Here is a 25,584-nt window from a genome sequence, read left to right as displayed (position 1 = left end):
GCCGGGGTTGAGTTCGAAGAGGCACGTCGCTATGTCTCGGCCACGAGTTTTTAGAGTTTGAGAACAGATGAAGCCGCGCATTGCAGTCCTCGGTTGCGGATACTGGGGCTCCAACCACATCCGCACCCTCAAGGCGCTCGGCGCGCTGCACGCGGTCTCCGATGCCAACCGTGCCCGCGCCGAAGGCTTTGCCAGCGAACAGGACTGCCTCGCGATCGAACCGGACCAGTTGTTCGTCCGCAATGATATCGATGCCATTGTCATGGCGCTGCCGCCGCAATTTCATGCCGAGATGGCGGTGCGCGCCACCGAAAGCGGCAAGGACGTGCTGGTGGAGAAGCCGATCGCGTTGACGGTTGCCGATGCCGAGCGCTCGGTGCAGGCGGCGAAGGACAAGGGCCGCGTCTTCATGGTTGGCCACGTCTTGCGCTTCCATCCCGCGTTCGAGACGCTGAAGGGGCTGATCGACAAGGGCGAGCTCGGCGAGGTCCGCTACATCCATTCGCATCGGCTCGGCCTCGGCAAATTCCACACCGAGAACGATGCGCTATGGGATCTGGCGCCGCATGACCTGTCGATGATCCTGGCCATCACCGGCACCGAGCCGATCGAGGTACGCGGCGAAGGAGCGGCGCTGCTCGACAATCTCAGCGACTTCGCCCATCTGCACATGCGCTTTCCCAACGGCTTGCGCAGCCATCTCTTCGCCTCGCGGCTAAACCCTTACCGCGAGCGGCGGCTGACCGTGGTCGGCACCAAGGCGATGGCTGTCTTCGACGATGTCGAACCATGGGAGCGCAAGCTCGCCGTCTATCGCCACGCGGTCTGGCAGGACAGCGGCCAATGGGCATTCACCACCAATGAGCCCACCTATGTCGCGGTTGGCCAAGGCATGCCGCTGACACGCGAACTCGAGCACTTCATCCATTGCATCGAAACGCGGGCCGAACCGCGCACCAGCGGCGAGGAGGCAATCCGGGTGCTGCGCATCCTGACCGCGGGTACGATCACGCACACCAAATCCAATCCCTGAAGAAGGCCGGGCCGTGTCGCGGCGGAGAGATCGTTGCCTACTCGGCGGGAACCTGCGCCGGTGACGCGGCAAGCCGGCTCAACATCGCCTCGGCCTCGGCGCCGCGCTCGGAGCGTTCGATGAAGCCGCCGCCGAACACGCGGGCCTCGTTGCCGTCGTCGGAATAGAGTACGCAAGCCTGTCCAGGCGCGATACCGGACTCGCCATCGGCCAATTCGACCGATGTGACGCCCGCCTCGTGACGCAGCATCGCTGGGCGTGGCGGCCTTGTCGAGCGGACCTTGGCGAACAGTTCCAGCCCGCCGGCGGGCATGTCGGCCAGCGCGCCGTCACCAAGCCAGTTCATGTTGCGCAGGTAGATTTTGTGCGTCTCCAGCGCCTCGCGCGGCCCGACCACGACACGGGCGCGCTCGGCATCGAGATGGACGACATAGAGCGGCTCGCCGGAGGCCACGCCGATGCCGCGGCGCTGGCCGATCGTGTAGCGCAGAATGCCTTCATGGCGGCCGAGCACCCGGCCGTCGATATGAACGATGTCACCCGGATTCGCGGCCGTCGGCTTCAGCTTGGCAATGATATCGGAATATTTGCCCTGCGGCACGAAGCAGATGTCCTGGCTGTCCTGCTTGGCGGCAACCGTCAGGCCCATCTCCTCGGCAATGGCGCGAACCTGCGGCTTCGACAGGCCGCCGAGCGGAAAGCGCAGATAGTCGATCTGCGCCTGCGTGGTGGCGAAGAGGAAATAGCTCTGGTCGCGATCGGCGTCGACCGGCCTGTAGAGCGCGCGATGGGCGCCATTGGCGCCGGAGCGGATGTAGTGGCCTGTGGCCAGCGCATCGGCGCCGAGATCCTTGGCGGTCGCCAGCAGGTCGGCGAACTTCACCGTCTGGTTGCAGGAAACGCAAGGGATCGGCGTCTCGCCGGCGACATAGCTCTCGGCGAAGGGATCGATGACCGCCTTGCGGAAGCGCTCTTCGTAGTCGAGCACATAATGCGGAATGCCGAGCGTCTCGGAAACGCGGCGGGCGTCGTCGATATCCTGTCCGGCACAGCAGGAGCCGGCCCGGTGCGTCGCGGCGCCATGATCGTAAAGCTGCAAGGTGACGCCGACGACATCATAGCCTTCGCGCTTCAAGAGACCCGCCACGACGGACGAATCGACGCCGCCCGACATGGCGACGACGATACGGGTGTTTTCGGGACGTCCGGGGAGATCGAGGCTGTTCATGGTTCTTTCGTTCTGCGCGGCGCTTGCATGCCAATGACGCGAATATAGGTCAAGCTTGGCGGCTGCGCCAGCTTGGGGCACCGATCGGCGGGCGGCTGCCGGCCCGGTGCACATGCAGATTTTTCGACCGAATCCGGGGCTTCCCGGCAGATATTTCAAATGCTTGCGAAAAGGCTAACGCGGCGTTCATGATCATTACCTAGCTGTTAGGGTCTGCTTAGGCAATTTTTAAAGCTGTGGCGGTAACGTGGCGGGGATTGGGTCTTTGAGTTTTTTGTAGAGAGTACGATGACCGATCTGGTTAGACCGCGAGTCAAATATGTTATCGGGCCTGACGGCAGCCCTCTCACAATTGCCGATCTGCCGCCGACGAATACACGTCGCTGGGTTATCCGGCGCAAGGCGGAAGTGGTTGCGGCGGTGCGCGGCGGGCTCTTGAGCCTCGAGGAGGCATGCCAGCGCTACAAGCTGACCACCGAGGAGTTCCTGTCCTGGCAGGCCTCGATCGACGAATACGGCCTCGCCGGGCTGCGCACGACGCGCATCCAGCAATACCGGCACTGACGGTCGAGGATCTGCAAAAAGGCGCGAAGTTCGCGCCCTTTTGGTTTTTTAACAGCATCTGCATCCGTTTCAGACCGTCAGCACCACCTTGCCGACCGGCTTGCTGGCGAGGAAAGCGTGAGCGGCGCCGGCCTGTTCGAGCGGGAAGGTCTTTGCCACGTGCACGGTAAGCTTTCCCGCATCGACGAGCCTGCCAAGTTCCAGAAGGCCTTCGCGGTCGGGAACAACGGACATGCGTTCGACGCGGATGCTTCGCGCCTTGGCGTCCGCCCTAGTCTTGTCGCTGACGTCGAGCAGTGACACCAGCACGCCGCCGTCCCTGAGCACCTTCAACGATTGATGGGCGTGCTCGCCGCCCACCGTCTCGAGCACCAGGTCGATGCCCTTCGCCTTGTCGGTAAAATCATCCTTGGTGTAGTCGATGACTTCGTCGGCGCCGAGCTTGCGGACGAAATCCAACTTTTCCGTGCTGGCGGTGGCGGCAACCCAGGCGCCGCCCGCCTTGGCGACCTGCACCGCCAGATGGCCGACGCCGCCGGCCCCGGCATGGACCAGCACGCGTTGGCCGGCTTTCAGCGCGCCGTGACGCACGAGGCCTTGCCAGGCGGTGAGGCCAGCCAGCGGCAATGCGCCTGCCTGGATGTAATCGGCGTGCGCGGGCTTGCGCGCGATTTCATCGGCGGGCACGGCGGCCAGTTCAGCATAAGCTGCCGCCTGCTTTGGGAAACGCGGCATGCCGAACACCGCGTCACCTGGATTGAGGCCGCTGACACCAGGCCCCAGCGCCTCGACGGTTCCCGAAAGGTCCCAGCCGAGGATGAAGGGTGGTTCGCCGAGCAGCGGGTAATAGCCGGCGCGCACGGCGCCATCGACCGGATTGATGCCGGCCGCCTTGATGCGGACCAGCACTTCGCCGGCGTTGGGCGAGGGCGCCGGGCGCTCGGCGATGACGAGGACATCGGGTCCGCCGACGGAATTCTGGATAATGGCACGCATAAGATTTCTCCTGATTGACCGGTCCCACTATCATTTGGAGAGTAATAATCCCTTGTCCAGTATGTACCTTTTTGATATATACTCTCTGTATGGATAGCGATCTCGACTCCCCCTTCGGCTATGATGCGTTCCGGCGGACCTGTCCCTCGCACACGGTGCTGGAGACGCTGGCCAGCAAGTGGGTCTACCTAGTTGTCTGTGCGCTGCGCAAAGGCCGGCAGCGCAATGGCGAGCTTGCCCGCAAGCTCGAAGGCATCACGCCGAAGATGCTGACGCAGACGTTGCGCGTGCTCGAGCGCGACGGCCTGGTGCGGCGCGAGGTGTTTGCGGTCGTCCCGCCTCGGGTGGAATATGAGTTGACCGAACTTGGCCAGAGTCTGGCGGGATTGCTCAACCAGATCAGATCCTGGTCGGAACAACACGTTCCCGACATCAAGGAGGCCCGGGCGCGGGCTGCGGCCATGAATGAAGGGGAGTGGGTCGCTTAGCGCTCGTTCAATGCGTTGCGCGCCCGCTTGGACGTGCTCAAAGACGCGTATATCGGGCGATTCAGCCGATCATCGCGCTGCGACCGCCTGTTTCGGCCTCGCGAATCTTGGTGTCGCGCGATTCGAGCATCTCCGCCTTGGAAAGCTCCGCTTCAGCTTCGCCGAGTAATGATTCGGCGGCGCTTCGCTGCTGGGCGAGGTCGCCTTGCGAATTTCTGAGGTTGTCGCGGCGCAAACGGGCCGCCTTGGCGAAGGTCGGATAGGCGAAATGATTGATGTCGGTGATACCGGCCTTCTTTTCCTCGGCGCTGATCTGAAGCTCCAACTCGGCGGCCATGCGTTCGAATTCGGCGATCATCATGTCGAGCTGCAGCAGTTGCCGCCGCTTCTCATTCACCTGAAACTGTTTCAGCCGAACGAGGTTTTCACGTGACTTCATGATTCGGTACTCCCGGAAACGCACACCTGCACATATCGTCCAAACCACTTGGAAAGGCCCAAGCGCTGCCCGTGTCCACCGGCTTTCCCCGCCCTATGGGAAACAAAACCCTAAAGTTTTTTGCCGGCGGTAACCATTCGTTTACGGGCATTGTTAATCATACGGGTCAGGACTTAAGGCCGGGTAAAAATCCGGCGGGCGACATGGAAGCGATGTCGATGAGTCCCTGGAGTCACTTAGTCCAGGTTTTTAATGTGTTGCATTAGCCGTTTGGTCCTGTGATTCATTATTAAATTCAAGAGGGTGTAGAAAGTGGTTAAAAAATCTGGTACCGTCATCGACGCGGAATTAGGTTTTGTTAACCATTCCATGGCAGCCTCTGCACCAGGCAATCACTGCTCCGGTCCCGGACGGGTCGCAAGATGGTCCGGCAGCAGAAAAGGGGAATGAAATGCGTGTTCTGCTGATAGAAGATGACAGTGCAACCGCACAAAGCATCGAGCTGATGCTGAAATCGGAAAGCTTCAATGTCTATACGACCGACCTCGGCGAAGAGGGTGTCGATCTGGGCAAGCTCTACGACTACGACATCATCCTTCTCGACCTCAACCTGCCCGATATGTCCGGCTACGAGGTCTTGAGAACGCTTCGTCTTTCCAAGGTCAAGACGCCGATCCTCATCCTTTCCGGCATGGCCGGCATCGAGGACAAGGTGCGCGGCCTCGGCTTCGGCGCAGACGATTACATGACCAAGCCCTTCCACAAGGACGAGCTGGTGGCGCGCATCCATGCCATCGTGCGCCGTTCGAAGGGACATGCCCAATCGGTCATCACCACCGGCGACCTGGTGGTCAATCTCGATGCCAAGACCGTCGAAGTCGGCGGCCAGCGCGTGCACCTTACCGGCAAGGAATACCAGATGCTGGAGCTGCTCTCGCTGCGCAAGGGCACCACGCTCACCAAGGAAATGTTCCTTAACCACCTCTATGGCGGCATGGACGAGCCGGAACTGAAGATCATCGACGTCTTCATCTGCAAGCTGCGCAAGAAGCTCGATGCTGCGTCCGGCGGCCAGAATTATATCGAGACGGTCTGGGGCCGCGGCTATGTGCTGCGCGAACCGGAAGACATCCGCGTCAGCGCCTGAGCGACGGCCGATCGAAATTCCAGACAAAAACCCGGCGACAGCCGGGTTTTTGCGTCATAGGCCGGTGGTAACCGTAATCCAATGGATCAGGCAGCGATCTTCAGGGTGCGAAAGCGCTCGAGTAGCTGCGGGCGGTTGAACGGCTTCAACAGATACCCTTGGGCGCCGGCGCGCTTGGCTCGCATGATCGAGGCGATGTCCAGTTCGACCAGCGAGATCAGGATCTGCGGCTTGGTCGGGCTTTCCATGGCGCGCACGCGCCGGATCAGGTCGACCGCCTGTACATCCGGCAGTGCACCGTCGACGACGATGATATCAGGCATATCGGCGGCGCACATTTCCAGTGCGTCAAGCCCGCTGGCGGCTTCGATGACCATCATGTCGGAGCCGCCCAGGATGCGCTTCGCAACTTTCCTGATGACGCTGGAATCGTCGACGAACATGCAGCGTTTCATTTCCGGGTCCTCTTTGCCTTGTGGCAATCCGGTCGCGTCGGGTATCTGCGGCACAGCATAGGCCGATCTGGTAAAGAAGCTGAAAAGCCATTAGGTAAAATTTTTGCAAAGATGCCGGTTTGCAAGCTTTTTCTTGCAGATGCTTTGGCCCGCGCCGTCAGGCGAAGTTCATCTTTCGCCGCTGGTCCATTCAATCAATATTACAGCGCTGAAATACTTTGCTGCTGGTTTGCGTGAATCTCAGGCCGCCGAAAGCACAATCTCTTCCGCGGTCGCATGGATCGATATGGTCATATTGGCCTCCCGCGCCAGAAGCAGCGTATAGTAAGGCTGCACCGAATGCGCGTCGATCGGTTCGTCCGGCTTGTGGCCGGAATGCAGTTCGAGGAATTTCGGTGGCACCCGCAACATGGGGCCGCTCGCCGAAAGCGCGAAGCGAGGCTCGGTCTCGAGATTCTCCAGCGTCACCGAAAGCTTGCCGCCGCGTGGAATGGCGGCGTTGGCGACCAGGATCAGGTTAAGCAGCAGCTTGACCTTGTTCTTGGGCAACAGTGCACGGGTTCCATTCCAGGTGAGTTCCGGCTTCTCGTTCTTGAGGAAGGCGATAGCGACGGCTTCGGCATCGCCGGTGTCGATCAGCATGCCGGCGGAACCAGCCGCGCCGAAGGCGATGCGGGCGAACTGCAGGCGCGCCGAGGCGTTGCGGGCGCTCTGGCGGATCAGCTTCATGGCGTCCTCGTCGGCTCCGCCTTCATCGAGCAGTTCAAGCCCGTTGTTGATCGCGCCGACAGGCGAGATGATGTCGTGGCAGACCCGGCTGCACAAAAGTGCCGCCAGATCGGGTGCGGAAAGGGTGAAAAGATCGGACATCGGCGAAAATCCCTGCAAAATCCCATAATCATGGCCGCGATCGATCGTCGCCTGCCCACACGAATCACGCTCTCTTCCCAGGCTTTCTGAATACACAGCGCCCGTGCGTGCAGCAACAAACCCAAAATCGCCGTTGGGGCCTATGGCGCGTTCACGCAGGCTGCTTGCCTGTATGAGCGACCCCAACAGCCTTCGAACCGCCATCTTCATGTGCGAGTTTAATGGTTGAAAAAGGATTACGGCATAGTTTGCCCCTAACAGCCATCCTTAACGGCCGCCTAAAGAGCCGTACGGGTGCGAGGCGTCGGCGAAAGTGCTCCCTGACGGAGATTGGAAGCATGTTTTCCCGATTCTACGGCCGGAGTTTTCTCCGTGTCCTCTCAATGGCGATCACGCTCATGGGCGTTCTCGTCTTCTCGACATCGGCCCTGCGGGCCCAGGAGTACACCGCTCAGGAGATTGTCGATTCCGGTCACAAGTTCTTCGGCGCGACATCGGGCGGCCTTGCCACAGTCGTGGAGAAGATTTTTGCTTCCTATGGTTTGCCCAATGGCTATCTGCTTGGCGAGGAGGGATCCGGCGCGCTCATCGGCGGCCTGACCTATGGCGAAGGCACGCTCTACACCAAGAATGCCGGCGACCATAAAGTGTTCTGGCAAGGCCCGTCGCTCGGCTGGGATTTCGGCGGCGAGGGGTCGCGGGTGATGATGCTCGTCTATAATCTCGATGACGTCGGCAATCTCTACAACCGTTATGGCGGCGTCGCCGGCTCGGCCTATGTGGTGGCGGGCGTCGGATTCAACGTGCTGAAGAACAACAATGTGCTGCTGGTGCCGATCCGCACCGGCGTCGGCGCCCGGCTTGGCGTCAATCTCGGCTACCTGAAGCTTACCGAACGGGCGACGTGGAATCCGTTCTGACCCGCGGTCACGACCCGAATGTGTATACGCTTTCGATGAGAATCCAGATCCGATGACCCACATGCGCCGCGGCGAGCCCTTGCCGCAGCGCCGGATTTCCGTCATGCCAACAGAGTAAGGGTCAAAGGTCGCGACCGGCTTTTGATCCTCGCATTGTTGCATGTCGGCGCGCGATAACGGATAGTCACTTGGTTCAGTCGGTCCTGTTCTTTGCTCTCGGCTTTCTCTGCGCCGGCTTTCTGGCGCTGATGGTGGTTCCGGCCATCTGGCGGCGGGCGGTCGCCCTGACGCGCAAACGCATCGAAGCCTCGATCCCGCTGACGCAAGCCGAAATCGGGGCCGACAAGGACCGCATCCGGGCGGAGTTCGCCATGGCGACGCGCCGCCTCGAGATGAACGTCAAGGCGTTGCGCGAGAAGTCGACCGAGCAGCTCATCGAGATCAATCGCGGCCGCGAGGCCCTGAAGGGGCTGGCAGTGGAGCGCATGGACAAGAACCAGGTGCTCGATGAACTGGCCGCCAAGAACGCGGCGCTGCACCAGCGCGAGGATGAACTGCACCGGCTGTCCGAGCGGCTCAAGGAGACCGAACGCCAACTGGAGAAACGCGCGCTTGAGCTTGAGAAGCTGGAACGCATGTATGACGACGCCAGCTTCTCCTCCAGCAGCCGCCAGATCGAACTCGTGGCGCGCGAATCCGAGTTGCAGAAGCTCGCCAGCGATATCGCGCTGCTGCGCGGCCAGCGCAAGGAGGCGGACAGGCGCAACCAGGAGATCGCGGCCGAAAGCAAGGCCGCGCGTGAGGCGCTGAAGGCCGAGAGGAAAAAAACCGCCGAACTGGACAAGAAAGTCGAGCGGCTGCTCGCCACGCTTGCAGACCGAGAGGAGAAGCTCGAACGCCGCGAGAAAGATCTGGCGCGGCAGCGCGAAAAAGCGAAGGCCGAGGACGGCGCGTCGGCCTTGCGGTTGATCGGCGGGCAGGTACAGGCGGACAGGCGCGACGACGTCGAAAAGGCGATCGCCAGGCTCGACGCCGACCGTGAGCGGCTGGAGGCCAGACTTACGGCACTGGCACGCGAGAACAAGCGGCTGAAGGCGGATCTGTCCGCCGCCGAGGCCGCCAGCCCGCAGGGCGATACACGCCACGCAAGTTCCATGTTGCGCGAACAGATGAATGACCTGGCGGCGGAGGTCGTCAACTTGACAGCCAAGCTCGAAGGGCCGGGGTCGCCGATCGCCAAGGCGCTAGAGGCGCCGCAGGATGCGCGTCCGAACAGCGGCGGCCGCAGCCTTGCCGATCGCGTGCGGGCGTTACAGAAGGCGGCTGCGGCAGATTGAATTCAGGCACCGCCGGCGCAGAAATGATGCAGGGCGATGGCGGACGCCGCCGCTACGTTCAGGCTGTCGAAGCCTTCCGACATCTTGATCCGAACAGTATTGAGACGGGCGAGCAGGCTTTCGGGCAGACCTTGGCCCTCAGTCCCGAGGTAGAGTGCCAGGCGTTCGGCCGGCTTTGCATCGCGTATGTCTGATGTCCCGCGTGGCGACAGCGCAAATTGGGTAAAGCCACGCCGGTCGAGCGTCGCGGCGAACCGCGCGGTGTCGCTGAACGAGGCGAACGGAACCTTCAAGGCCGCGCCGACCGAAACGCGGATCGCCTTGCGATAGAGCGGATCGCAGCAGGTCGCATCCAAAAGAATCGCGTTGGCGCCGAACGCGGCGGCGTTGCGGAAAATCGAGCCCATGTTGTCATGGTTGGCGATGCCCACGAGCACCACGATCAATGCTTGGGCAGGCAAGCCGTCCAGCAGGGCCTCGGCCGGCTGGGGCGCCTCCTTGCGACCAATGGCAAGAATGCCGCGATGCATGTGAAACCCGGCAATGGCATCCATCACAGCTCCGGCGGCGACATAGACCGGCAGGTCAGGAGATGCCTTGTGCAGGATTTCTTCGAGGCCGGCCAACCGGTTCTCCAGAACCAGCACCGATTCGGCGCGGAAGCGCGCGGCCGACAGCAGCATGTCGAGCACGACCTTGCCCTCGGCAATGAAGCGGCCCTGTCGACCGGCGAGGTCACGCTCGCGGATGTCGAGATAGGCGGCGACGCGCGGGTCCCGCGGATCGTCGATGTGGACAAGGATCATCTGAGCCTCGGCTGACAATCGGAATCGGTTGCCAAGAACACGATGCGCGGATGCAGTGTCAAAGTGTATTTTGCGCGCCCAGGATGGACGCACATTGCCGAAGGCAGCTGGTGGCGTAAACGTTTACGCGACCAGCCGTTCAAGTTCCGGCGCGGCGCAGCCTTTGTGCCATCTGGGACAGATCATCCTTGCCGCTGCCGAAAATGCCGTCGAGCGTGGCAAGCAGTTCGCGCACAGCGTCGGATTTGCAGGAGTAGTAGATCATCTGGCGGTCGCGTCGGGTGTCCACGAGGTCCAGCGCCCGCAACTTTGCCAAATGCTGCGACAGGGCGGACTGGCTGAGCATCACCTTCTCGGCGATGGCTCCGACCGACATTTCACCGTCGATCAGATAACTCATGATCAAAAGCCGTTTTTCGTTGCCCATCAGCATCAGAAATTCGGCCGCCGATCCGGCGTTGGCGATTAGCTTTGTCGAGATCATCGATCCCCCATGCTCTTTGCTCATCGAGGCACCATGGGGGCAATGGTGCCTGAATCCATAAATTCAGTTGTGAATGGTCGCCACGAGTCAGCGCCACGGCCAAAGGGTAGAACATTTCGTTCAAATCTCAAGCGTTGCTTTTGATCAAACGTAATTTAAGTGCGGCTATTTGCCGACGTTGCCGCCCGGCCGCTCTTGGCCATGTCGACCAAGACGTGCCTCAACTCGTGCGCCGTCACCAAGGGCTGCGGAAAGAAGACCCTGCTGGCATCGTCGCCGGACGCCAGATCCATGCCGTCGGCGTCGAATCCGGCGATGATCCAGCCGTCACCGGATGCCCTGGCAAAATGACGCGCGTAGAGGGCGACGGCATCGAGATGGTCCGCATTCATGTGGTCGATCGCGGATTGCTCGCTGGATGCCAGTTCCTCGACGATTGGCCCGTCGGTGATGAGATCGGTGCGATCGAGCAGGTAGGCCTTGCCGAAGCCGCCGTTCAGGCTGGCGCGCTGCGGTTCGAGACGAAAGATCGAGAAGTCGCCGAGGCCGGCATAGAGGCTGGCCTTCGGGTTGTGGTTGAGATAGCGGCGTTCGGCGCGTGCATGCGCGTCCGATCCGCGCTCGATCCGCGCTGCCCGGCAGATCAGCGTCAACCGGGGATGCGCGAGCGGGTCGCCCTTGCCCGGCTCGCCGAGCAGCAGCGAACAGCGCGGGTCCGCAAGGATGGCGGGCGTATGGGCCGAAAGCTCCGACACCAGGATCAGCGGCGTGCCGTCGATGTCGGTGGCGACCCCGACCCGGCTGGCCAGCGGCGAACCCGTTTGCGGCTCCAGCACCGCTAGGGCGCCGAAGCGGGCACAGCGCATAAGCGTCTTGGCCAGCCGGATCGCCTCGGCGTCGGTCTCGCGGATCACGTCCTTCGTTCGATCGGCCAAATGCTCGCCCTGCTAAGTTGATTTATCCATCCACTTATCAGACGATGGCGTCAGGCTGGCAAGTGCTACCTCGGAGCCATGCGAATGGCGCCATCGAGACGAATGGTCTCGCCGTTGAGCATCTGGTTCTCGATGATGTGCAAGGCAAGGGCCGCATATTCCGACGGCTCGCCGAGGCGCGAGGGGAAGGGCACCGCGGCACCCAGCGAATCCTGCACCTCCTGCGGCATGCCGGCCATCATCGGCGTCCTGAATATGCCGGGTGCGATGGTGCAGACCCGGATGCCGGAACGGGCAAGATCGCGCGCCACCGGCAGCGTCATGCCGACGACCCCGCCCTTGGATGCCGAATAGGCGGCCTGGCCGATCTGGCCGTCATAGGCGGCGACGGATGCGGTGTTGACGACTACGCCGCGCTCGCCGCCCTGCAGCGGCTCGAGCTTTGCGGCGCGGTCGGCGACGAGGCGGATCATATTGAAAGTGCCGATCAGATTGACTTCGATCACCTTGCGGTACTGATCGAGCGGATGGGGACCATCCTTGCCGATCGTCTTCACCCCGATGGCAATGCCGGCGCAATTGACCAGGATGCGCGGTTCGCCAAGCCTGGCCGTGACCTCGGCAAGCGCGGCAACACCGCTGTCGGCGCTGCCGACATCGCATTGGACAGCGATGCCGCCGATCTCCGCCGCCACCTTGGCCGCCCGATCGAAACCGACATCCAAGATGGCGACGCGGGCGCCCCTGGCGGCCAGCGCGCGCGCCGTCGCCTCGCCAAGGCCGGAGCCGCCGCCGGTAACAACCGCGACCTCGCCGTTCGGATTCATGGCGTCATCCTTTCACATGAGAGTCAGGCGTGGATCAGGCGCGCAATCGGCGCGAATGGTCAAGCCATCGCGGCGAAGTGCTCGGCGACCCTGGCCTGGTCGGCATGGCAGACCTCGCCCGTGAGCCTTGCAACCGCGCCCGGCATGATCTCGTGCGACAGCAGCCTGTCAAGATCGACGGGACGTGGCATCGATATCTGGCCGCGCGGGATCCGCTTGAAGCCGAGCGGTCCATAATAAGGCTCGTCGCCGACCAGCATGACGGCGGGCGCCCGGGCCTTGGCGGCAGCTTCCAGCGCGATCGCCACCAGCCGGCGGCCGATGCCGAGATTCTTGAAGGCCGGCCGCACCGCGAGCGGCCCGAGCATCAGCGCGCGTCCGGCGCCTGCGGCGATGCGGGTCATGCGAACCGATGCTACCACGAGATCGCCATCCACGGCCACGAAGGACAGCGCGCGTTCATGCCCGCCGGCCTCGCGGATCTTGTAGGCGGCCAGCACAAAACGGCCGGGCCCGAAGGCTTCGTCGTTGATGGCTTCGATCTGAGGGTCATGCGCCGGAGTTTCCGGCAGGTATTCTACGTCGGCAAGGCTCATGGTCTTTGCATCCGGTACAGGAGGAAAGGTTTGCTGCAAACGGCAGCATTCGCCAATCAGCGCTTTATCAAGCGTGGGCGCCCTTTCGTCGTCGGTCGAACCGGATCAAAGCAAAATCGAACATGCGGAGTGTCCGCTAGCATCAATTTCCCGCCGCTGCAATCGGCGGTTTGCAAGTAGAGAGCAACGGGCGCCGCGACGTGCTTGACGATCTGTTCAGCGCCCGGTGATTCCACGCAACGGCCTGAAGCCCTACATCATGTCTCAGACAGGAAAGGACAAGCGATGGGATTGCTGGTCGAAGGTAAATGGCAGGACCGCTGGTACGACACCAAAGGCAGCGGCGGCAAATTCGTGCGGGCGCAGTCGCAATGGCGCGACTGGATCACTCGTGACGGGGCGCCTGCCGAAGGCCGCGGCCGCGGCTTCAAGGCGGAGCCCGGTCGCTATCACCTCTATGTCTCGCTTGCCTGCCCCTGGGCGCACCGAACGCTGATCTTCCGAGCGCTGAAGAAGCTTGAAGGCATCATCTCCGTGTCAGTCGTCCATCATTTCATGGGCGCCGATGGCTGGACGTTCCTGGCGCAGGACGGAGCCACAGGTGACACGCTCTACAGCCTGGATTTCCTGCACCAGATCTACACCAGAGCCGACCCCAACTATTCCGGCCGGGTTACAGTACCGGTGCTGTGGGATAAAAAGGAGGAGACCATCGTCTCCAACGAATCCTCTGAAATCATCCGGATGCTGAATTCAGCTTTCGACGCTTGGGGTGACCCCAATCTCGACTTCTATCCGCAGGCGCTACGCGGCGAGATCGACGCGGTCAATGCGCTGGTTTATCCCGCCATCAACAACGGTGTCTATCGCGCTGGCTTCGCCACCACGCAGGCCGCCTACGAGCAAGCGTTCGGGGAGTTGTTCGCCGCGCTCGACACGCTGGAGCATCGGCTGTCGAACCAGCGCTATCTAGTCGGCGGGCGGATCACCGAAGCCGACTGGCGGCTGTTCACCACGCTGGTGCGCTTCGACCCGGTCTATGTCGGCCATTTCAAATGCAATCGGCGCCGCATCGCCGACTATCCGAACCTATCGAACTATCTGCGCGATCTTTACCAGGTGCCGGGCGTAGCCGGCACGGTGAACCTCAATCATATCAAGTCGCACTATTACGGCAGCCACGAAATGATCAACCCGACGCGTATCGTGCCTGTGGGACCGGAACTTGATTACGGCGCGCGGCACGACAGGGCACGGTTCGCCAAGGCGGCTGCCTGAACTACCAGTAGGGTGACGGCGGCTTCCCGCCAAAAACCTCGGCGATGCGCCGGAGCGTTGCCGGCGTCGTGCCCTGGGGCAAACGGTCGAGGGGAAAGAAACCGGCCTCGGCGATCTCGCGGTCCGGCAGTTTCGGGGCCGTCTGGCTGAATTTTTCGATCAGGTAGAGGCCGACATGGTCGCGGCGGCTGGCGCGGCGATTGAAATGCATCGAGCGCAGCACCGGCGGAGCGGTCAGCGTTATATTGCCCTCTTCCGCCAGTTCGCGCGTCAGCGCTTCGGCCATCGTCTCGCCGATCTCGACTCCGCCACCGGGAAGCTGCCAGCCCGGCACATAGGTGTGGCGGATGAGGAAGAGGGAGTTGGATGCCGTTTCGTGGATGAGGCCGCGCACGCCAAGCGTCATTGGCCGCCGCAGCACGAAATAGAGATGGAACAGCCTGGCTCGCAGCCCCGGCCAGCCGGTCTGGCGCAAAGTGCTCTCGGGATCGGTCGTCATCAGTCGCGAAACCGTGGGTGGAAAGCCGCGTGCGCGTCGCCTATGAAGGAGAGATGTTCAGGCTCGCGCATATTTCCGATATCCATTTGGGGCCACTCCCTGAAGTAACCTATCGCGATCTCGCCTCCAAGCGGGTGCTGGGCTACGTCAACTGGCAGCGCAACCGCCGCCGGCACATGCACGATGCCGTCATCGACACCATCGTGGCCGATATCAAGGCCAGCGCGCCCGATCACCTCGCGGTCACCGGGGACCTCGTCAACCTGGCACTCGACGGCGAGATCGAGATGGCCAAGCACTGGCTGGAGACGCTCGGCTCGCCGCATGACGTGTCGGTGGTCCCGGGAAATCATGACGCCTATGTGCCTGGCGCCTTCGACAAGGTGTGCCGGTCTTGGGCGGCATGGATGACGGGCGACGGCGTCAACAGTCCGGTCGATCGCAATTCGTTTCCCTATCTGCGCGTGCGCGGCAATGTCGCGTTGATCGGCATCACCACGGCGCGTGCCACGGCACCCTTTATGGCCAACGGCTTCTTCATGGAAGGCCAGGCCGAGCGGCTGCGCAAAATGCTTGATGCGACGGCGAAGCAAGGATTGTTCCGTGCGATCATGATCCATCATCCGCCGGTGCGGGGCGCCGTCCCGCAGCACAAGCGGCTGTTCGGCATCGCCCGCTTCCATAAAATCATTCGCCGGCACGGTGCCGAGCTCGTCCTGCATGGCCATTCACATCTGCCGTCGCTGTTTCAGATCGGCCCGCGCGACGCCAAGGTCCCGGTGGTCGGCGTCGCCGCGGCCGGCCAGGCCCCCGGCGGCAAGGCTCCGGCGGCGCAGTACAATCTGTTCGACATAGACGGTGAAAAAGGCGATTGGCGCATCCGCCTGACGCGGCGCGGCTTGACCGGGCCGGCGATACCGCCTTCGGATCTGCAGACGCTGGAGCTCGGGGCGCAACCGGCTATGGCCGCAACCTGAGCCCCAGCGCCACGATACGGTCCCAGAACAGCACGGTCGAAACCGCCAGTCCCACCAGCGCGCCTGCGGCGATCAGGCCAAGACCGGACAGGACGGCCGACCAGCCCTTGTTGCGCGGCGGCGATCGCAAAGGAGGCTCGGCTTCCGGCACCACGTGCCGCTTCATGCCGGGAACGGCAGCCTCGACGCCACCTTCCATCATTCTCTGGCGTTCGACGATCCGCTCGGCGACATAGCGCGTCACGGAATCGGCAACCGGCTTCATGTCGCTCGATTCAGCCAGCACCACGCGACCGATGCGGGTGTCCTTCAGAAACCTGTAGGTGCGGCGGTCGCGCCCCATGGCGACATGGCTGACGGCGTCGATCCACAGGCGCGGCTGCAGGCCGGACGAGACGACGAAGTCGAAACTGTCCATGTCGGCGGGAACGTCGGCAAAAACGGGCGCGAGTTCTGCGGCAAGAAGGTCGAGCCGCATGCGATGTGCCTCGCGCATGTCGACGACGACGTCGTCGCGATCGGCAAAGGCATTCTTTACATCGCGAATGGCATCGGACAATTTTCTCGATGGGTCGATGATCTTTTCGCCTGCATCCTTCATGGGCGTGGCCTCGCGGGTTTGGTTAACATGGAGTTAACACAGCCGCCGGCAAAATGCACTGGCGAGATCAAGGCATCCGGGCACCGGCGCAGGCGGCGCATACCGCGAAGAAGTCAGCTGGCCGCGGCGGACAGTTTCACCCGATGCGGCCCCATGCGGCGATCGCTGTTGCGGCGAATGATTTCGGCGATCAGGTCGGGCGCTTCCTCGGCCAGCATATGGCCGGCCTCCAGCACATGGTGCACATGGAAGCGCTCCGGCGGGTCATCCACCTGGGTAAAGGGTAGAACGGCGTCATCCGATCCCCACGCCACCATCACCGGCATGTTCAGCGCATCGAGCCGCTCGCGTGGGATGGCGCCCTGTCGATCGCCCCTGGTCATGGCGGCCGCGATCTCGACGAGCTTTTCCGTTTGTCCGGGGCGGTCGCGCATTTCGCACAGCAATTCGGCCATCAGACGCGAGGGCGCGGCTCGAGGGCCCGACATTGCGGCGAGGCAGGCCTGGACTTCGGCCAGGTCCTGTGCGCGGGCAAAGCGGCGCAACAAGGGCCCATTGATTTCGGGGCCAAAACCGCCCGGCGCCAGAAGCGTCAGCGAGGCGACTTTTGCCGGCTCCGCCAACGCCATCAGCGCTGCAACCGCGCCGCCCATCGAATGGCCGACGAGATGGACGCGCTTGATCGCGCGTGCGGAGAGGTTGGCAAGGATGGCGTTTGCCGCGACCTTGGCCGGTCCGGCCGACGGAAAGTCGAGCGACAGGCCGTGTCCCGGCAGATCATAGGCCAATGTGCGTACGGAAGGCGGCAGCAAGGAGATCACCTCGCGCCAGACATCGTGGCTGCCGCCAAAACCATGCAGCAGGACGATGGTCTTCGAACCCACACCCCGTTCGTCGGCATAAAGTGATGAAGTCATGAAAGGTTGAGGCTTTATTCAAGAAGGCGCGATGGAAATGTGGTTGAATTGCTCCTAGTCCAGAGCATTCGCCAGTAAAATTTTCGCGATTAGGCGATTGGCCGAACAGCGAGCCGGCTGCTGGTGGATGCCGCTCCCCAAAAGCGACCTCGATTGGGGCGAACGACACGCGAGACAAAAGACCTAAGGCGTGTCGCATGGATCCGTTTCGACGCGAAACGCTTTTAGGGGTCTTTCAGGATTCCATGGAATCGCCGTCTGCTTGAAGTCTTTGCCTTTTACGCGACCCCGGAAGGGAAACCGGCACTAGCTGCCCTGGAATGGCTCTAGCTCGCGTTGAAGAGCCCGGCGGCACGCAAGGCGTCGACGAGCCGCTCGGTCAGATCGGCGGGATATTTTCTGTCGATGAAGGTTGCGCGCGGATTGGCGGCGAATTTCGGAAACTCGGTTATCAGCTCATCAAGCAGCCTGCGTGCCTGTTTGTCCCGACCGCTGATCTTGGCGCCGATCAGACGGGCGGCGAGATAGTGCGATTTCGCCGCAGTGGTTCTCAGAGCGCTGCTGGCTATCGCTGCCTTGCTGGTATCGCCCAGCATTAATTCTCCGGCGAAAAGCCCAAAGTCCCACCAGGTCGGGTGGCCGCTCGAGGCATCCACGGCATGCGCCAGAAGAGGTGTTCCTTCGGCGTACCGGCCAGCGAAAACCAGCCCGTAGCCATAGGCCGCGGCCATGGCGAGATCGTAGGGGTTGAGATCATGGGCCTTGCGCATCCATCGCAGGGCCTCGTCGGCGTTGCCGAGGCGCGAATTGATGTAGCCGTAGGAGCGATGTGCGTACGGGCTGGTCGGCCCCATCTGCACGGCGCGATGGGCAAACGTCATCGCCTTCTCGATCGTTGCGTCCGGTGGGTAGGCATAGTGGTCGGTCACGGCCTCCAAATGCAATGAGGCGAGTTCCGAATAAACCAGCGACGATTTCGCGCCACTGTTGGCAAGGGCTTCGAGGCAACGATAGGCCGTCTCGTGAGTCCTGGCGTTCTGGTCGAGATAGTATTTGTCGTTAAGCAGCAGGCACTGCGTCAGGCCGGTCTCCGCGCCGGACTGCTCAATGTAATTGTAGATGGTGCCAGAAGCGGGAAGTGCCGCGCTGAGAATGCCGGATATGCGATCCTCGACCACGGTTGGCGCGCTGTCGGCGGCGGTCAGGTTGCGCGACAACAGCACCCGTCCGGACGCCAAGCTTTGCAGTTCGATTGTAACGTCGCCCGCGTCTGGTCCAGGCAGGATATCGAAAATGAAACTCGTCGCATCGGCGACCGGATCGGCCTTGTTGACGGTGTTGCGACCGATGAAGTCGATCGTATCAAAGCCGCTCAGGCCGGCACGCAGCGATGCGGCGACGCGACTGGCGTTGGGAGTATTGGACTTGAGGGCGATGTAGACGAGCGGCAGCGCTTCGACCACGGGCGACGGCGTGATGCTGCCGGTTTCGCCGGCGGTCTCCAACGTTGCTGGGATGTCGCCTCCCGCCAGCAAGGCACCGCCGCCCTGGCGCAGGATCAGAACGCCCAACATGGCGATAACCACGGCGATCGCCATCCAGAAGAACCTGAGATGGCGTGTCACAGAGAGGCTTGCCGCAGGAACCTGGCCGAGCAAGGCCGCCATGGGTGCGGCGTCACCGGCGGCACCGGACTGTTCGGGCAGGGTGGCTGTCGGCTCTGCCTGACTGACGGTTTCCGCTGCTTGCGGCAAGCGGATCGCATTGAGTTCGTAGGCCGGGACGTAGCCGCCGCGCGGAATGGCTATGCGGACCGGCTCGGCAATGCCTTCATTGGCGAAATAATGTTGCAGCAACTCACGCAGCCGGCCCGCCTGCACCCGCACGACGGCATCGGTGGACGGATCGAAATCGCCGTCCTTGCCGAAAACATCCATGGCGATGGAAAAGCCCTTGAGTCTGTCGGCTTCCCCGGCCTGCTCGCGCTCGACGAGATAGCGAAGCAGTTTGCGCGCGCGCTCGGATCTTCCGAACGTTTCGCTGGCAAGCAGTCGCTCCAGTGTATCGCGCACTGCGGGGGCGGCAGGCGTGGCATGCTGCAAGTGTCGATCCTCTCGAAGTCGGCACAGGTTGAGGCGCGATCATATCGTTACCGCACCACCGTACAAGCATACACATATTATGCGATCGCGTACCACACCGGATAATTTCCCGGTGGTTAATGACACAGAGGTCGGGACCAATCGCCAAATGACGATGGTCCCGATGTCGTTCCGGGCCTGTATCAACCGGCTCTTTTGCCGATAATCCGGTTGGCGGCGGACACCACGGCCTCCAGCGAGGCAGCGACGATATTGGTGTTGATGCCGGCGCCGAAGAGCTTGCCGTCGGGATATTCCATCTCGACGTAGGAAATTGCCGAGGCGTTCGAACCGCGCTGCATCGAGTGCTCGGAATAGTCGAGCACCGACATATCGACGCCGACATGGCGCGACAGCGCATCGACGAAGCCGTCGATCGGGCCTGTGCCTGTGCCTGATATCGTCATCTCCTTGCCGTTGTCGAGAATGACCGCCTCGACAACGCGTCGGCCCTTTACCTCGGTGTCCGGATAGGTGTGGTGATCGAGGAATTTCAGCCTGGCGCCCGGCTGGTCGACATAGGTATCGAGGAAGCGCTCATAGATGCGCCTGGCCGGCACTTCCTTGCCTTCGGCATCGGTGATCGCCTGGATTGCCTGGCTGAACTCGATCTGCAGGTTGCGCGGCAGGTTGAGCCCGTAATCCGCCTGCAGCACATAGGCGATGCCGCCTTTGCCGGACTGCGAGTTGATGCGGATGATGGCTTCGTAGCTGCGGCCGACATCGGCCGGGTCGATCGGCAGATAGGGAACCTCCCACACTGGCGTGTTGGCCTTCTTCAGCGCCTTCATACCCTTGTTGATGGCATCCTGGTGCGAGCCGGAAAAGGCGGTGTAGACGAGTTCGCCCACATAGGGATGGCGCTCGGGAATCTTCAGCTGGTTCGAATATTCGTAGACATCCTTCATCCGGTTGATATCGGAGCAGTCCAGCTCCGGATCGACGCCTTGCGTGTACATGTTGAGCGCCAGCGTGACGATGTCGACATTGCCGGTGCGCTCGCCATTGCCGAACAGCGTGCCTTCGACGCGATCGGCTCCGGCCATCAGGCCGAGCTCGGTGGTGGCGATGCCGGTGCCACGGTCATTATGCGGGTGCAGCGAAATGATCAGGTTCTCGCGTCTGTCGAGATTGCGGCACATCCACTCGATGCGGTCCGCATAGATATTGGGCGTCGACATCTCGACGGTCGACGGCAGGTTGATGATGAGCTTGTTGTCAGGCGTCGGCTTCACGATCTCGGTGACCGCGTTGCAGATCTCCAGCGCCACTTCGAGCTCGGTGCCGGTGAAGCTTTCGGGCGAGTATTCGAAACGGTAGCCGCCGCCGGCATTGGCTGCCATGTCGGTGATCATCTTGGCGGCATCGGTGGCGATCCGCTTGATGCCGGCGACGTCCTTCTCGAAGACGACGCGGCGCTGCAGCTCGCTGGTCGAATTGTAGAAATGCACGATCGGGTTGGTGGCGCCTCTGAGCGCTTCGAAGGTGCGGGTGATCAGTTCGGGCCGGCACTGCACCAGAACCTGAAGCGAAACGTCGGCCGGTACGCTGCCCTCTTCGATACACCAGCGGGCGAAGTCGAAATCGGTCTGCGAGGCCGAAGGGAAGCCGATCTCGATCTCCTTGAAACCCATGTCGAGCAGCAGCGCGAACATGCGCGCCTTACGTTCGTGGCCCATCGGGTCGATCAGCGCCTGGTTGCCGTCACGCAGGTCGACCGAGCACCAGATGGGCGCCTTGTCGATCACTTTCGAGGGCCAGGTCCGGTCGGTGAGGCCGACGATTGGGTAGGGTTGGTACTTGCGGGCGGCATCCGGCATGCCGCCGTTCTGCTGGCCCGCCGGGGCCTCGCTTACGCGGATTTCTTCTCGTGCGTTCATCGTCGTTTCTCCCAGCGACCCTCGAATCCGCCTTCAGGCGGATGGGTGGCGAGTGGCGCCTTTTACCAGTTTTTCGTTCGCTTGATGTGACTGCCAAGGAGCATGCGCTTGCGCGGCGGCTCGACCGCCGGGCGCTCCTTCAGCGAACCCGGCGATCGCCGATAAGGCCGAGAAGAAGCAGCGTCGAGGCAAGCGCGCGCACGGTCTCGCCGGCAAAGCCGGTCTGACGGGAAGCGGTGGTGGCGCGCGTGTTCATGGCGGTTTCATACAGGAGCGGCCAGCCGGAGGCAAGCAGTACCGAGAGCCATGCCGACAGCCGGGAGCGTGCCGGACCATGTCCCGCCTGACGTCGTCGCCGACGTGCGTGACCCTCCAACAGCCGAAGGCCGGACCTGGCCGCCAACGAGGTGTAGCGGTTCAGTATATAATATGACTTAAGTATTCAAGTTTCTGTGGAAACTTCGGAACGTCTATGGCATGCCGCTGCCGGCGCGGCCGTCTTGCGGCCTATTGCTTCAAACCGTTTCGAAGGACGCGAACGATGGACCAACTGCGAGCGCAAACCCGGATCAATGATGCGGCGATCAGGTCGGTGATGGACCGGCTGCGCACCGAGCACAGCGAATTCGAGGTCGAGACCGGTGTTGCCGATCGATGGGAACTTCGCCTGTACTACGGTTCGCTGAGCGCGGCACTCGAGGGCGACTCCATGCTGATCCGCGTCTCGGCTATAGACGAAACCTGCCTCTCCTACATGAAGATGACGGTCGCCGGCCACGTCGCGCAGCATCTCGGAACGACGAGCGGACTGCGCTGGCAAGGCGATGGCCGCGACACCGGCACGCCGATCTTCTTCCGCGAAATCACGGTGGTCTCCTCAACGCGGATTTCTCCGCACATGCAGCGCCTGCGCTTTGCAGGCGATGATCTTGGCCGGTTTACCCATGGCGGCCTGCACATCCGGCTGCTGCTGCCGCCGCGGGGCAGGCCGCCCGTTTGGCCCTCGATGGGCGCCGACGGCCTGCTTGTGTGGCCTGCCGGTGAGGATGCGCTCACCGTGCGCATCTACACGATCCGGGCGGTGGATCCGACAAGCGGTTGGCTCGATGTCGACTTCGTGCTGCACCCCGGCCATGACACGCCCGCCGCCACATTCGCGCAGAACGCGGTGGCGGGAGACGTCATCGGCATGGTCGGGCCAAGCGGCGGCGAGACGCCGACGGCGCAAACCCTGCTGCTGGTCGGCGACGACACCGCGCTGCCGGCAATTGGCCGGATTCTGGAGGAACTGCGGCCGTCAACCCGCGTCGAGGCGCTCATCGAGGTCGACGGCCCGGACGACCGCATCGCGCTGGCGCAAGGCGACAACATCGACATCACCTGGCTTTACCGGCACGACCGCCCGGCCGGCACCGCCGGCCTGCTGACGGCCGCCCTGCGCGAGCGCAGCCACATGACGCTTGCCGATAGCCTCTACGTCTGGGCCGGATGCGAGTTCACCGACTTCCGGGAGATCCGCAAGATCGTGCGCAAGGAGTGGGGCCTGGGCCGCGATCGGCACCTGGTAACGGCCTATTGGCGTCGCGACGCGCGGGCCGAGGGCGACGACGAAGATTAGGAACAATCCATAAGTGTGCCGGCAGCCGGAGCGGAGCAGCCTATTCCTTCACCGTGCGCGCCACCAGCCGCGCGATGCTCGGGCCGACAAGCAGCACGATCAGGAAACGCGCCGACTGGAGCGCCATGATGAAGGAGATGTCGACGTTCTGGGCGGCGGCGGCGATGATGGCGACGCTGTCCATGCCGCCGGGGCTGGTGGCGAGATAGGCGGTCAGCGGATCGATGCCGAGCAGATAGCTGATCATGAAGCCGAGGCCGCCGCAAAAGGCGATCAGAGCCACGATCGAAGCGACGATCTGCGGCAGGGCCCGTGTCGCATGGCGCAGGATCGGCCTGGTGAAGTTCAGCCCGATCGACCATCCGACCATGGCGTAACTGACAGCCAGCAGCCATGGCGGCAATTGCATCGGTACGCCGAGGCCAAGGTGGATGACAGCGCCGAAGATGAAGGTGCCCAGAAAGAAGGGCGAAGGCAGCCGGCAAAGCTTTCCCGCCAGCCCGCCGACCAGCGCGATGCCGATGGTTGCGGCGAAGGCCTGGGCGTCGAGCGGCGGAAACCAGACGATGGGCGGCACCTCGATGCCCGACGTGTCAACCCACATCTTGGCCACGAGCGCCGCCGTCATCGAGACGAAGATGACGCGCAGATACTGCATGAAGGCGACGAGCCGCTGGTCGGCGCCGAAAGCGCCGGCCATCAGCACCATTGCGGTGGCCGCGCCTGGGGAGGATCCCCAGACGGCGGTCGTGCCGGGCAGGATGCGCCAGCGGCTGATCAGCCAGCCGAGCAGGCTGGACGCCGCGACAGTGGCTGTCACGGCACCGAGGAACAGCGGCCATTCGGCGTAGAAGACGCGAAAAATGTCGGCCGAGATCGAAGCGGCGATGAGGCAGCCGACGATTGCCTGGGCGGAGCCGAACAGAAGCCGCGGCACGCGCACCGTGGCGCCGTTGGTGCCGGCGACGATGGCCGCCAGCATCGGCCCGATCAGCAGCGCCGCCGGCAAGGCGGCCAGTTCGAGCGCACCGACAAACAGCACGGAAATGACGAGGAGGGCCAGCCATTGCCAAGGCTTGGGCATGCGCGCCATGCGCTCGACGGCGGCTTGGCCCGGAGATGGCTGCTTGGGCGAGGAATCCATGTTCTGGTCTTAGACTCGAAGCGGCACGATGCAACCCTGCGACGCCAAAAGCTGTGACACTCGTGGCTGGTTTTACTGGGGGGTCCCAGTCAAAGCCTTCGAACAGGACCTGGACAGCTGGCGACAAGATCGTCCATCGTCAGAGGTAATGCCGTCCACCATTGCCTGGGCGATCAGGATTCGATCAAAGGAATCTTTGGGCCATGGCTCCGATTGTCGTTATCGGGTCGCCCATCCGGTCAGCCGGTTGTGGTGTCGGCCAATCCGAAGCCGCCGACGGGATTGGTTTCCACCTGGAACTCGAAGCCGGCGATGAAAGGCCGCGCCTTGGCGATGGCCGCCTGGACTTCGGGAAGCTGCAGTGAGGCTTTGTGGCTTGCCTGGTCAGTCCACACTTCTGTGACCCAGATGGCATCGGCATCGGCCGGGTCGGTGGCAACGATATAGCTCAGGCAGCCGGGCAGGGCGCCGGTGCTGGCGCGCAGGACGTCCATGACAGCGTCGCGCTGGCCGCGGGCCGCTCGCATCTTGCCGATCAGACCGTACATCCCTTCGTCTCCCTTCAGCGTTTTCGACAAGAGTATGCCGTTCGCCAGTATGCAGGTCGCGGCTCAAGGCATCAACTGGCCACCATTCACCTCGATCACCTGGCCGGTAATGTAGCCGCTCAACAAATCGGAAGAGAGGAACAGATAAGCACCGACGCAATCTTCAGCCGTGCCGGCGCGTCCTTGCGGAATGGTGGCAACCATACCCCTGATCTGCTCTTCGGTCGAATAGCGGTCGTGGAACGGGGTGAGGATGGTGCCGGGCGCCACCGCGTTGACGCGAATGCCGAAGCCGATCAGTTCCTTGGCCATGCCGCGCGTGACGTTGGAGACGAAGGCCTTGGCCGAGCCGTAGAGCCCGGCGCCGCCGCCGGCGCCGTTGCGCGCTGCGATCGAGGAGGTGTTGACGATGAAGCCGCCCTGTCTCTTCAGCCACGGCATCGCCTTGCGTGAGGCGGTCAGCACCGAACGCGCGTTGAGATCCATCACCGCGTCGTAATGCGCCTCTGTCTGTTCGGCGTAGGGCACGCGGCCGAGCATGCCGCCGGCATTGTTGACCAAGCCGTCGAGACGGCCGAAATGCTGCGCGCTCTCCTCGACGACACGCTCGACGTCGGCGGCCAGTGAAAAATCGCCCTGCACGAGAAACACCTCGCCGCCATTGTCGCGGATGGCCTTGCCGAGTTTCTCGGCGGCGTCACGGCTGGAATTGTAGTGCAGTGCGACGAGACATTTCTGCGCCGCATAGGCCAAGGCGAGTGCCGCACCGATGCCGGTCGAGGCACCGGTGACCAGCACCGCCTTGTCGGCGAGATCGGGAATGACAAGCCCAAGGGGAATGGTCGTCGCTGGCACT

Annotated in this window: 27 protein-coding genes; 9 read left to right on the top strand and 18 right to left on the bottom strand. The window is 62.7% G+C overall.

Annotated features, from left to right (window positions below; all coding sequences use genetic code 11):
• Positions 1–67: 67 nt before the first annotated feature.
• Positions 68–1,033, top strand: coding sequence for a Gfo/Idh/MocA family protein (locus LB566_RS06775; RefSeq protein WP_224623819.1), 966 nt, complete (start codon positions 68–70; stop codon positions 1,031–1,033).
• 37 nt (positions 1,034–1,070) lie between these two features.
• Here LB566_RS06775 and mnmA read toward each other — a convergent pair whose 3' ends face one another.
• Positions 1,071–2,261, bottom strand: coding sequence for a tRNA 2-thiouridine(34) synthase MnmA (mnmA, locus tag LB566_RS06770; RefSeq protein ID WP_140549795.1), 1,191 nt, complete (start codon positions 2,259–2,261; stop codon positions 1,071–1,073).
• A 288-nt stretch (positions 2,262–2,549) separates the two neighbouring features.
• Between mnmA and LB566_RS06765 the strand changes: the two genes are divergently transcribed.
• Positions 2,550–2,825, top strand: coding sequence for a DUF1153 domain-containing protein (locus LB566_RS06765; RefSeq protein ID WP_006203587.1), 276 nt, complete (start codon positions 2,550–2,552; stop codon positions 2,823–2,825).
• Positions 2,826–2,894: 69 nt separating this feature from the next.
• Here LB566_RS06765 and LB566_RS06760 read toward each other — a convergent pair whose 3' ends face one another.
• Positions 2,895–3,821 (bottom strand): NADP-dependent oxidoreductase, encoded by a 927-nt coding sequence (locus LB566_RS06760; protein WP_224623818.1) that lies wholly within the window; start codon positions 3,819–3,821, stop codon positions 2,895–2,897.
• 89 nt (positions 3,822–3,910) lie between these two features.
• On the opposite strand from LB566_RS06760, the gene LB566_RS06755 reads away from it, so the two are divergent.
• Complete coding sequence (locus LB566_RS06755; protein WP_224623817.1) at positions 3,911–4,309, top strand: winged helix-turn-helix transcriptional regulator; 399 nt, start codon at positions 3,911–3,913, stop codon at positions 4,307–4,309.
• A gap of 61 nt (positions 4,310–4,370) precedes the next feature.
• Here LB566_RS06755 and LB566_RS06750 read toward each other — a convergent pair whose 3' ends face one another.
• Positions 4,371–4,748 (bottom strand): flagellar export protein FliJ, encoded by a 378-nt coding sequence (locus LB566_RS06750; RefSeq protein WP_140496101.1) that lies wholly within the window; start codon positions 4,746–4,748, stop codon positions 4,371–4,373.
• A gap of 451 nt (positions 4,749–5,199) precedes the next feature.
• Between LB566_RS06750 and ctrA the strand changes: the two genes are divergently transcribed.
• Entirely contained in the window at positions 5,200–5,895 is a 696-nt protein-coding gene (gene ctrA / locus LB566_RS06745; protein WP_006203583.1) for a response regulator transcription factor CtrA, read from the top strand.
• A gap of 86 nt (positions 5,896–5,981) precedes the next feature.
• Here the strand turns inward: ctrA and LB566_RS06740 are convergent, their stop codons facing one another.
• Entirely contained in the window at positions 5,982–6,350 is a 369-nt protein-coding gene (locus tag LB566_RS06740) for a PleD family two-component system response regulator (RefSeq protein WP_140496100.1), read from the bottom strand.
• Between the two features lie 240 nt (positions 6,351–6,590).
• The gene (chpT, locus tag LB566_RS06735) at positions 6,591–7,220 is read right to left on the bottom strand and encodes a histidine phosphotransferase ChpT (protein ID WP_140549798.1); all 630 of its coding nucleotides are present in this window, start codon (positions 7,218–7,220) and stop codon (positions 6,591–6,593) included.
• 383 nt (positions 7,221–7,603) lie between these two features.
• On the opposite strand from chpT, the gene LB566_RS06730 reads away from it, so the two are divergent.
• On the top strand, positions 7,604–8,140 hold the full coding sequence (locus LB566_RS06730) for a DUF1134 domain-containing protein (RefSeq protein WP_224518884.1): 537 nt from the start codon (positions 7,604–7,606) through the stop codon (positions 8,138–8,140).
• 188 nt (positions 8,141–8,328) lie between these two features.
• Positions 8,329–9,477 (top strand): hypothetical protein, encoded by a 1,149-nt coding sequence (locus tag LB566_RS06725; RefSeq protein WP_224623816.1) that lies wholly within the window; start codon positions 8,329–8,331, stop codon positions 9,475–9,477.
• A gap of 2 nt (positions 9,478–9,479) precedes the next feature.
• Here the strand turns inward: LB566_RS06725 and LB566_RS06720 are convergent, their stop codons facing one another.
• The 5 genes from LB566_RS06720 to LB566_RS06700 all read right to left on the bottom strand — a co-directional run bounded on the left by LB566_RS06720 (position 9,480) and on the right by LB566_RS06700 (position 13,125).
• Positions 9,480–10,283 (bottom strand): TrmH family RNA methyltransferase, encoded by an 804-nt coding sequence (locus LB566_RS06720; protein ID WP_224623815.1) that lies wholly within the window; start codon positions 10,281–10,283, stop codon positions 9,480–9,482.
• Between the two features lie 139 nt (positions 10,284–10,422).
• The gene (locus LB566_RS06715; RefSeq protein ID WP_140496438.1) at positions 10,423–10,767 is read right to left on the bottom strand and encodes an ArsR/SmtB family transcription factor; all 345 of its coding nucleotides are present in this window, start codon (positions 10,765–10,767) and stop codon (positions 10,423–10,425) included.
• Positions 10,768–10,922: 155 nt separating this feature from the next.
• The gene (locus tag LB566_RS06710; RefSeq protein ID WP_224623814.1) at positions 10,923–11,702 is read right to left on the bottom strand and encodes a HugZ family protein; all 780 of its coding nucleotides are present in this window, start codon (positions 11,700–11,702) and stop codon (positions 10,923–10,925) included.
• A gap of 65 nt (positions 11,703–11,767) precedes the next feature.
• On the bottom strand, positions 11,768–12,529 hold the full coding sequence (locus tag LB566_RS06705) for a 3-hydroxyacyl-CoA dehydrogenase (protein ID WP_224623813.1): 762 nt from the start codon (positions 12,527–12,529) through the stop codon (positions 11,768–11,770).
• A gap of 59 nt (positions 12,530–12,588) precedes the next feature.
• Complete coding sequence (locus LB566_RS06700) at positions 12,589–13,125, bottom strand: GNAT family N-acetyltransferase (RefSeq protein WP_140549804.1); 537 nt, start codon at positions 13,123–13,125, stop codon at positions 12,589–12,591.
• Positions 13,126–13,410: 285 nt separating this feature from the next.
• Between LB566_RS06700 and LB566_RS06695 the strand changes: the two genes are divergently transcribed.
• Positions 13,411–14,403 carry a glutathione S-transferase family protein gene (locus LB566_RS06695; RefSeq protein WP_224623812.1) on the top strand — a complete coding sequence of 331 codons (993 nt, stop codon included), beginning with the start codon at positions 13,411–13,413 and terminating at the stop codon, positions 14,401–14,403.
• Between the two features lies 1 nt (position 14,404).
• On the opposite strand, the gene LB566_RS06690 is transcribed toward LB566_RS06695, so the two are convergent.
• Complete coding sequence (locus LB566_RS06690; RefSeq protein WP_224623811.1) at positions 14,405–14,902, bottom strand: NUDIX domain-containing protein; 498 nt, start codon at positions 14,900–14,902, stop codon at positions 14,405–14,407.
• A gap of 53 nt (positions 14,903–14,955) precedes the next feature.
• Between LB566_RS06690 and LB566_RS06685 the strand changes: the two genes are divergently transcribed.
• Positions 14,956–15,879 carry a metallophosphoesterase family protein gene (locus LB566_RS06685; RefSeq protein ID WP_224624113.1) on the top strand — a complete coding sequence of 308 codons (924 nt, stop codon included), beginning with the start codon at positions 14,956–14,958 and terminating at the stop codon, positions 15,877–15,879.
• On the opposite strand, the gene LB566_RS06680 is transcribed toward LB566_RS06685, so the two are convergent.
• The 4 genes from LB566_RS06680 to leuA form a co-directional block, all read right to left on the bottom strand.
• Complete coding sequence (locus LB566_RS06680; protein WP_224623810.1) at positions 15,863–16,480, bottom strand: hypothetical protein; 618 nt, start codon at positions 16,478–16,480, stop codon at positions 15,863–15,865. The two genes, LB566_RS06685 and LB566_RS06680, sit on opposite strands and share 17 nt — an antisense overlap.
• A 113-nt stretch (positions 16,481–16,593) precedes the next feature.
• On the bottom strand, positions 16,594–17,397 hold the full coding sequence (locus LB566_RS06675; RefSeq protein ID WP_224623809.1) for an alpha/beta fold hydrolase: 804 nt from the start codon (positions 17,395–17,397) through the stop codon (positions 16,594–16,596).
• Positions 17,398–17,723: 326 nt separating this feature from the next.
• Positions 17,724–19,499 carry a tetratricopeptide repeat protein gene (locus LB566_RS06670; RefSeq protein WP_224623808.1) on the bottom strand — a complete coding sequence of 592 codons (1,776 nt, stop codon included), beginning with the start codon at positions 19,497–19,499 and terminating at the stop codon, positions 17,724–17,726.
• A 182-nt stretch (positions 19,500–19,681) separates the two neighbouring features.
• Positions 19,682–21,418: a 2-isopropylmalate synthase gene (leuA, locus tag LB566_RS06665; RefSeq protein WP_140549810.1), complete on the bottom strand. Its 1,737-nt coding sequence runs from the start codon at positions 21,416–21,418 to the stop codon at positions 19,682–19,684.
• A gap of 541 nt (positions 21,419–21,959) precedes the next feature.
• On the opposite strand from leuA, the gene LB566_RS06660 reads away from it, so the two are divergent.
• Positions 21,960–23,036, top strand: coding sequence for a siderophore-interacting protein (locus tag LB566_RS06660; protein ID WP_224623807.1), 1,077 nt, complete (start codon positions 21,960–21,962; stop codon positions 23,034–23,036).
• A gap of 40 nt (positions 23,037–23,076) precedes the next feature.
• On the opposite strand, the gene LB566_RS06655 is transcribed toward LB566_RS06660, so the two are convergent.
• From LB566_RS06655 to LB566_RS06645, 3 genes are all read right to left on the bottom strand, one after another.
• Positions 23,077–24,180 (bottom strand): AbrB family transcriptional regulator, encoded by a 1,104-nt coding sequence (locus tag LB566_RS06655; protein ID WP_224623806.1) that lies wholly within the window; start codon positions 24,178–24,180, stop codon positions 23,077–23,079.
• 239 nt (positions 24,181–24,419) lie between these two features.
• The gene (locus LB566_RS06650; protein WP_140549813.1) at positions 24,420–24,728 is read right to left on the bottom strand and encodes a putative quinol monooxygenase; all 309 of its coding nucleotides are present in this window, start codon (positions 24,726–24,728) and stop codon (positions 24,420–24,422) included.
• A 63-nt stretch (positions 24,729–24,791) separates the two neighbouring features.
• Positions 24,792–25,583, bottom strand: a complete 792-nt coding sequence (locus LB566_RS06645) for an SDR family NAD(P)-dependent oxidoreductase (RefSeq protein ID WP_224623805.1) — start codon at positions 25,581–25,583, stop codon at positions 24,792–24,794.
• Position 25,584 lies beyond the last annotated feature (1 nt).

The organism is Mesorhizobium sp. CA13 (assembly GCF_020165235.1).
Lineage (GTDB): Bacteria > Pseudomonadota > Alphaproteobacteria > Rhizobiales > Rhizobiaceae > Mesorhizobium.
The sequence above is the reverse complement of the archived record's forward strand: the minus strand, read 5'-3'. Positions and strand labels throughout refer to the sequence as shown.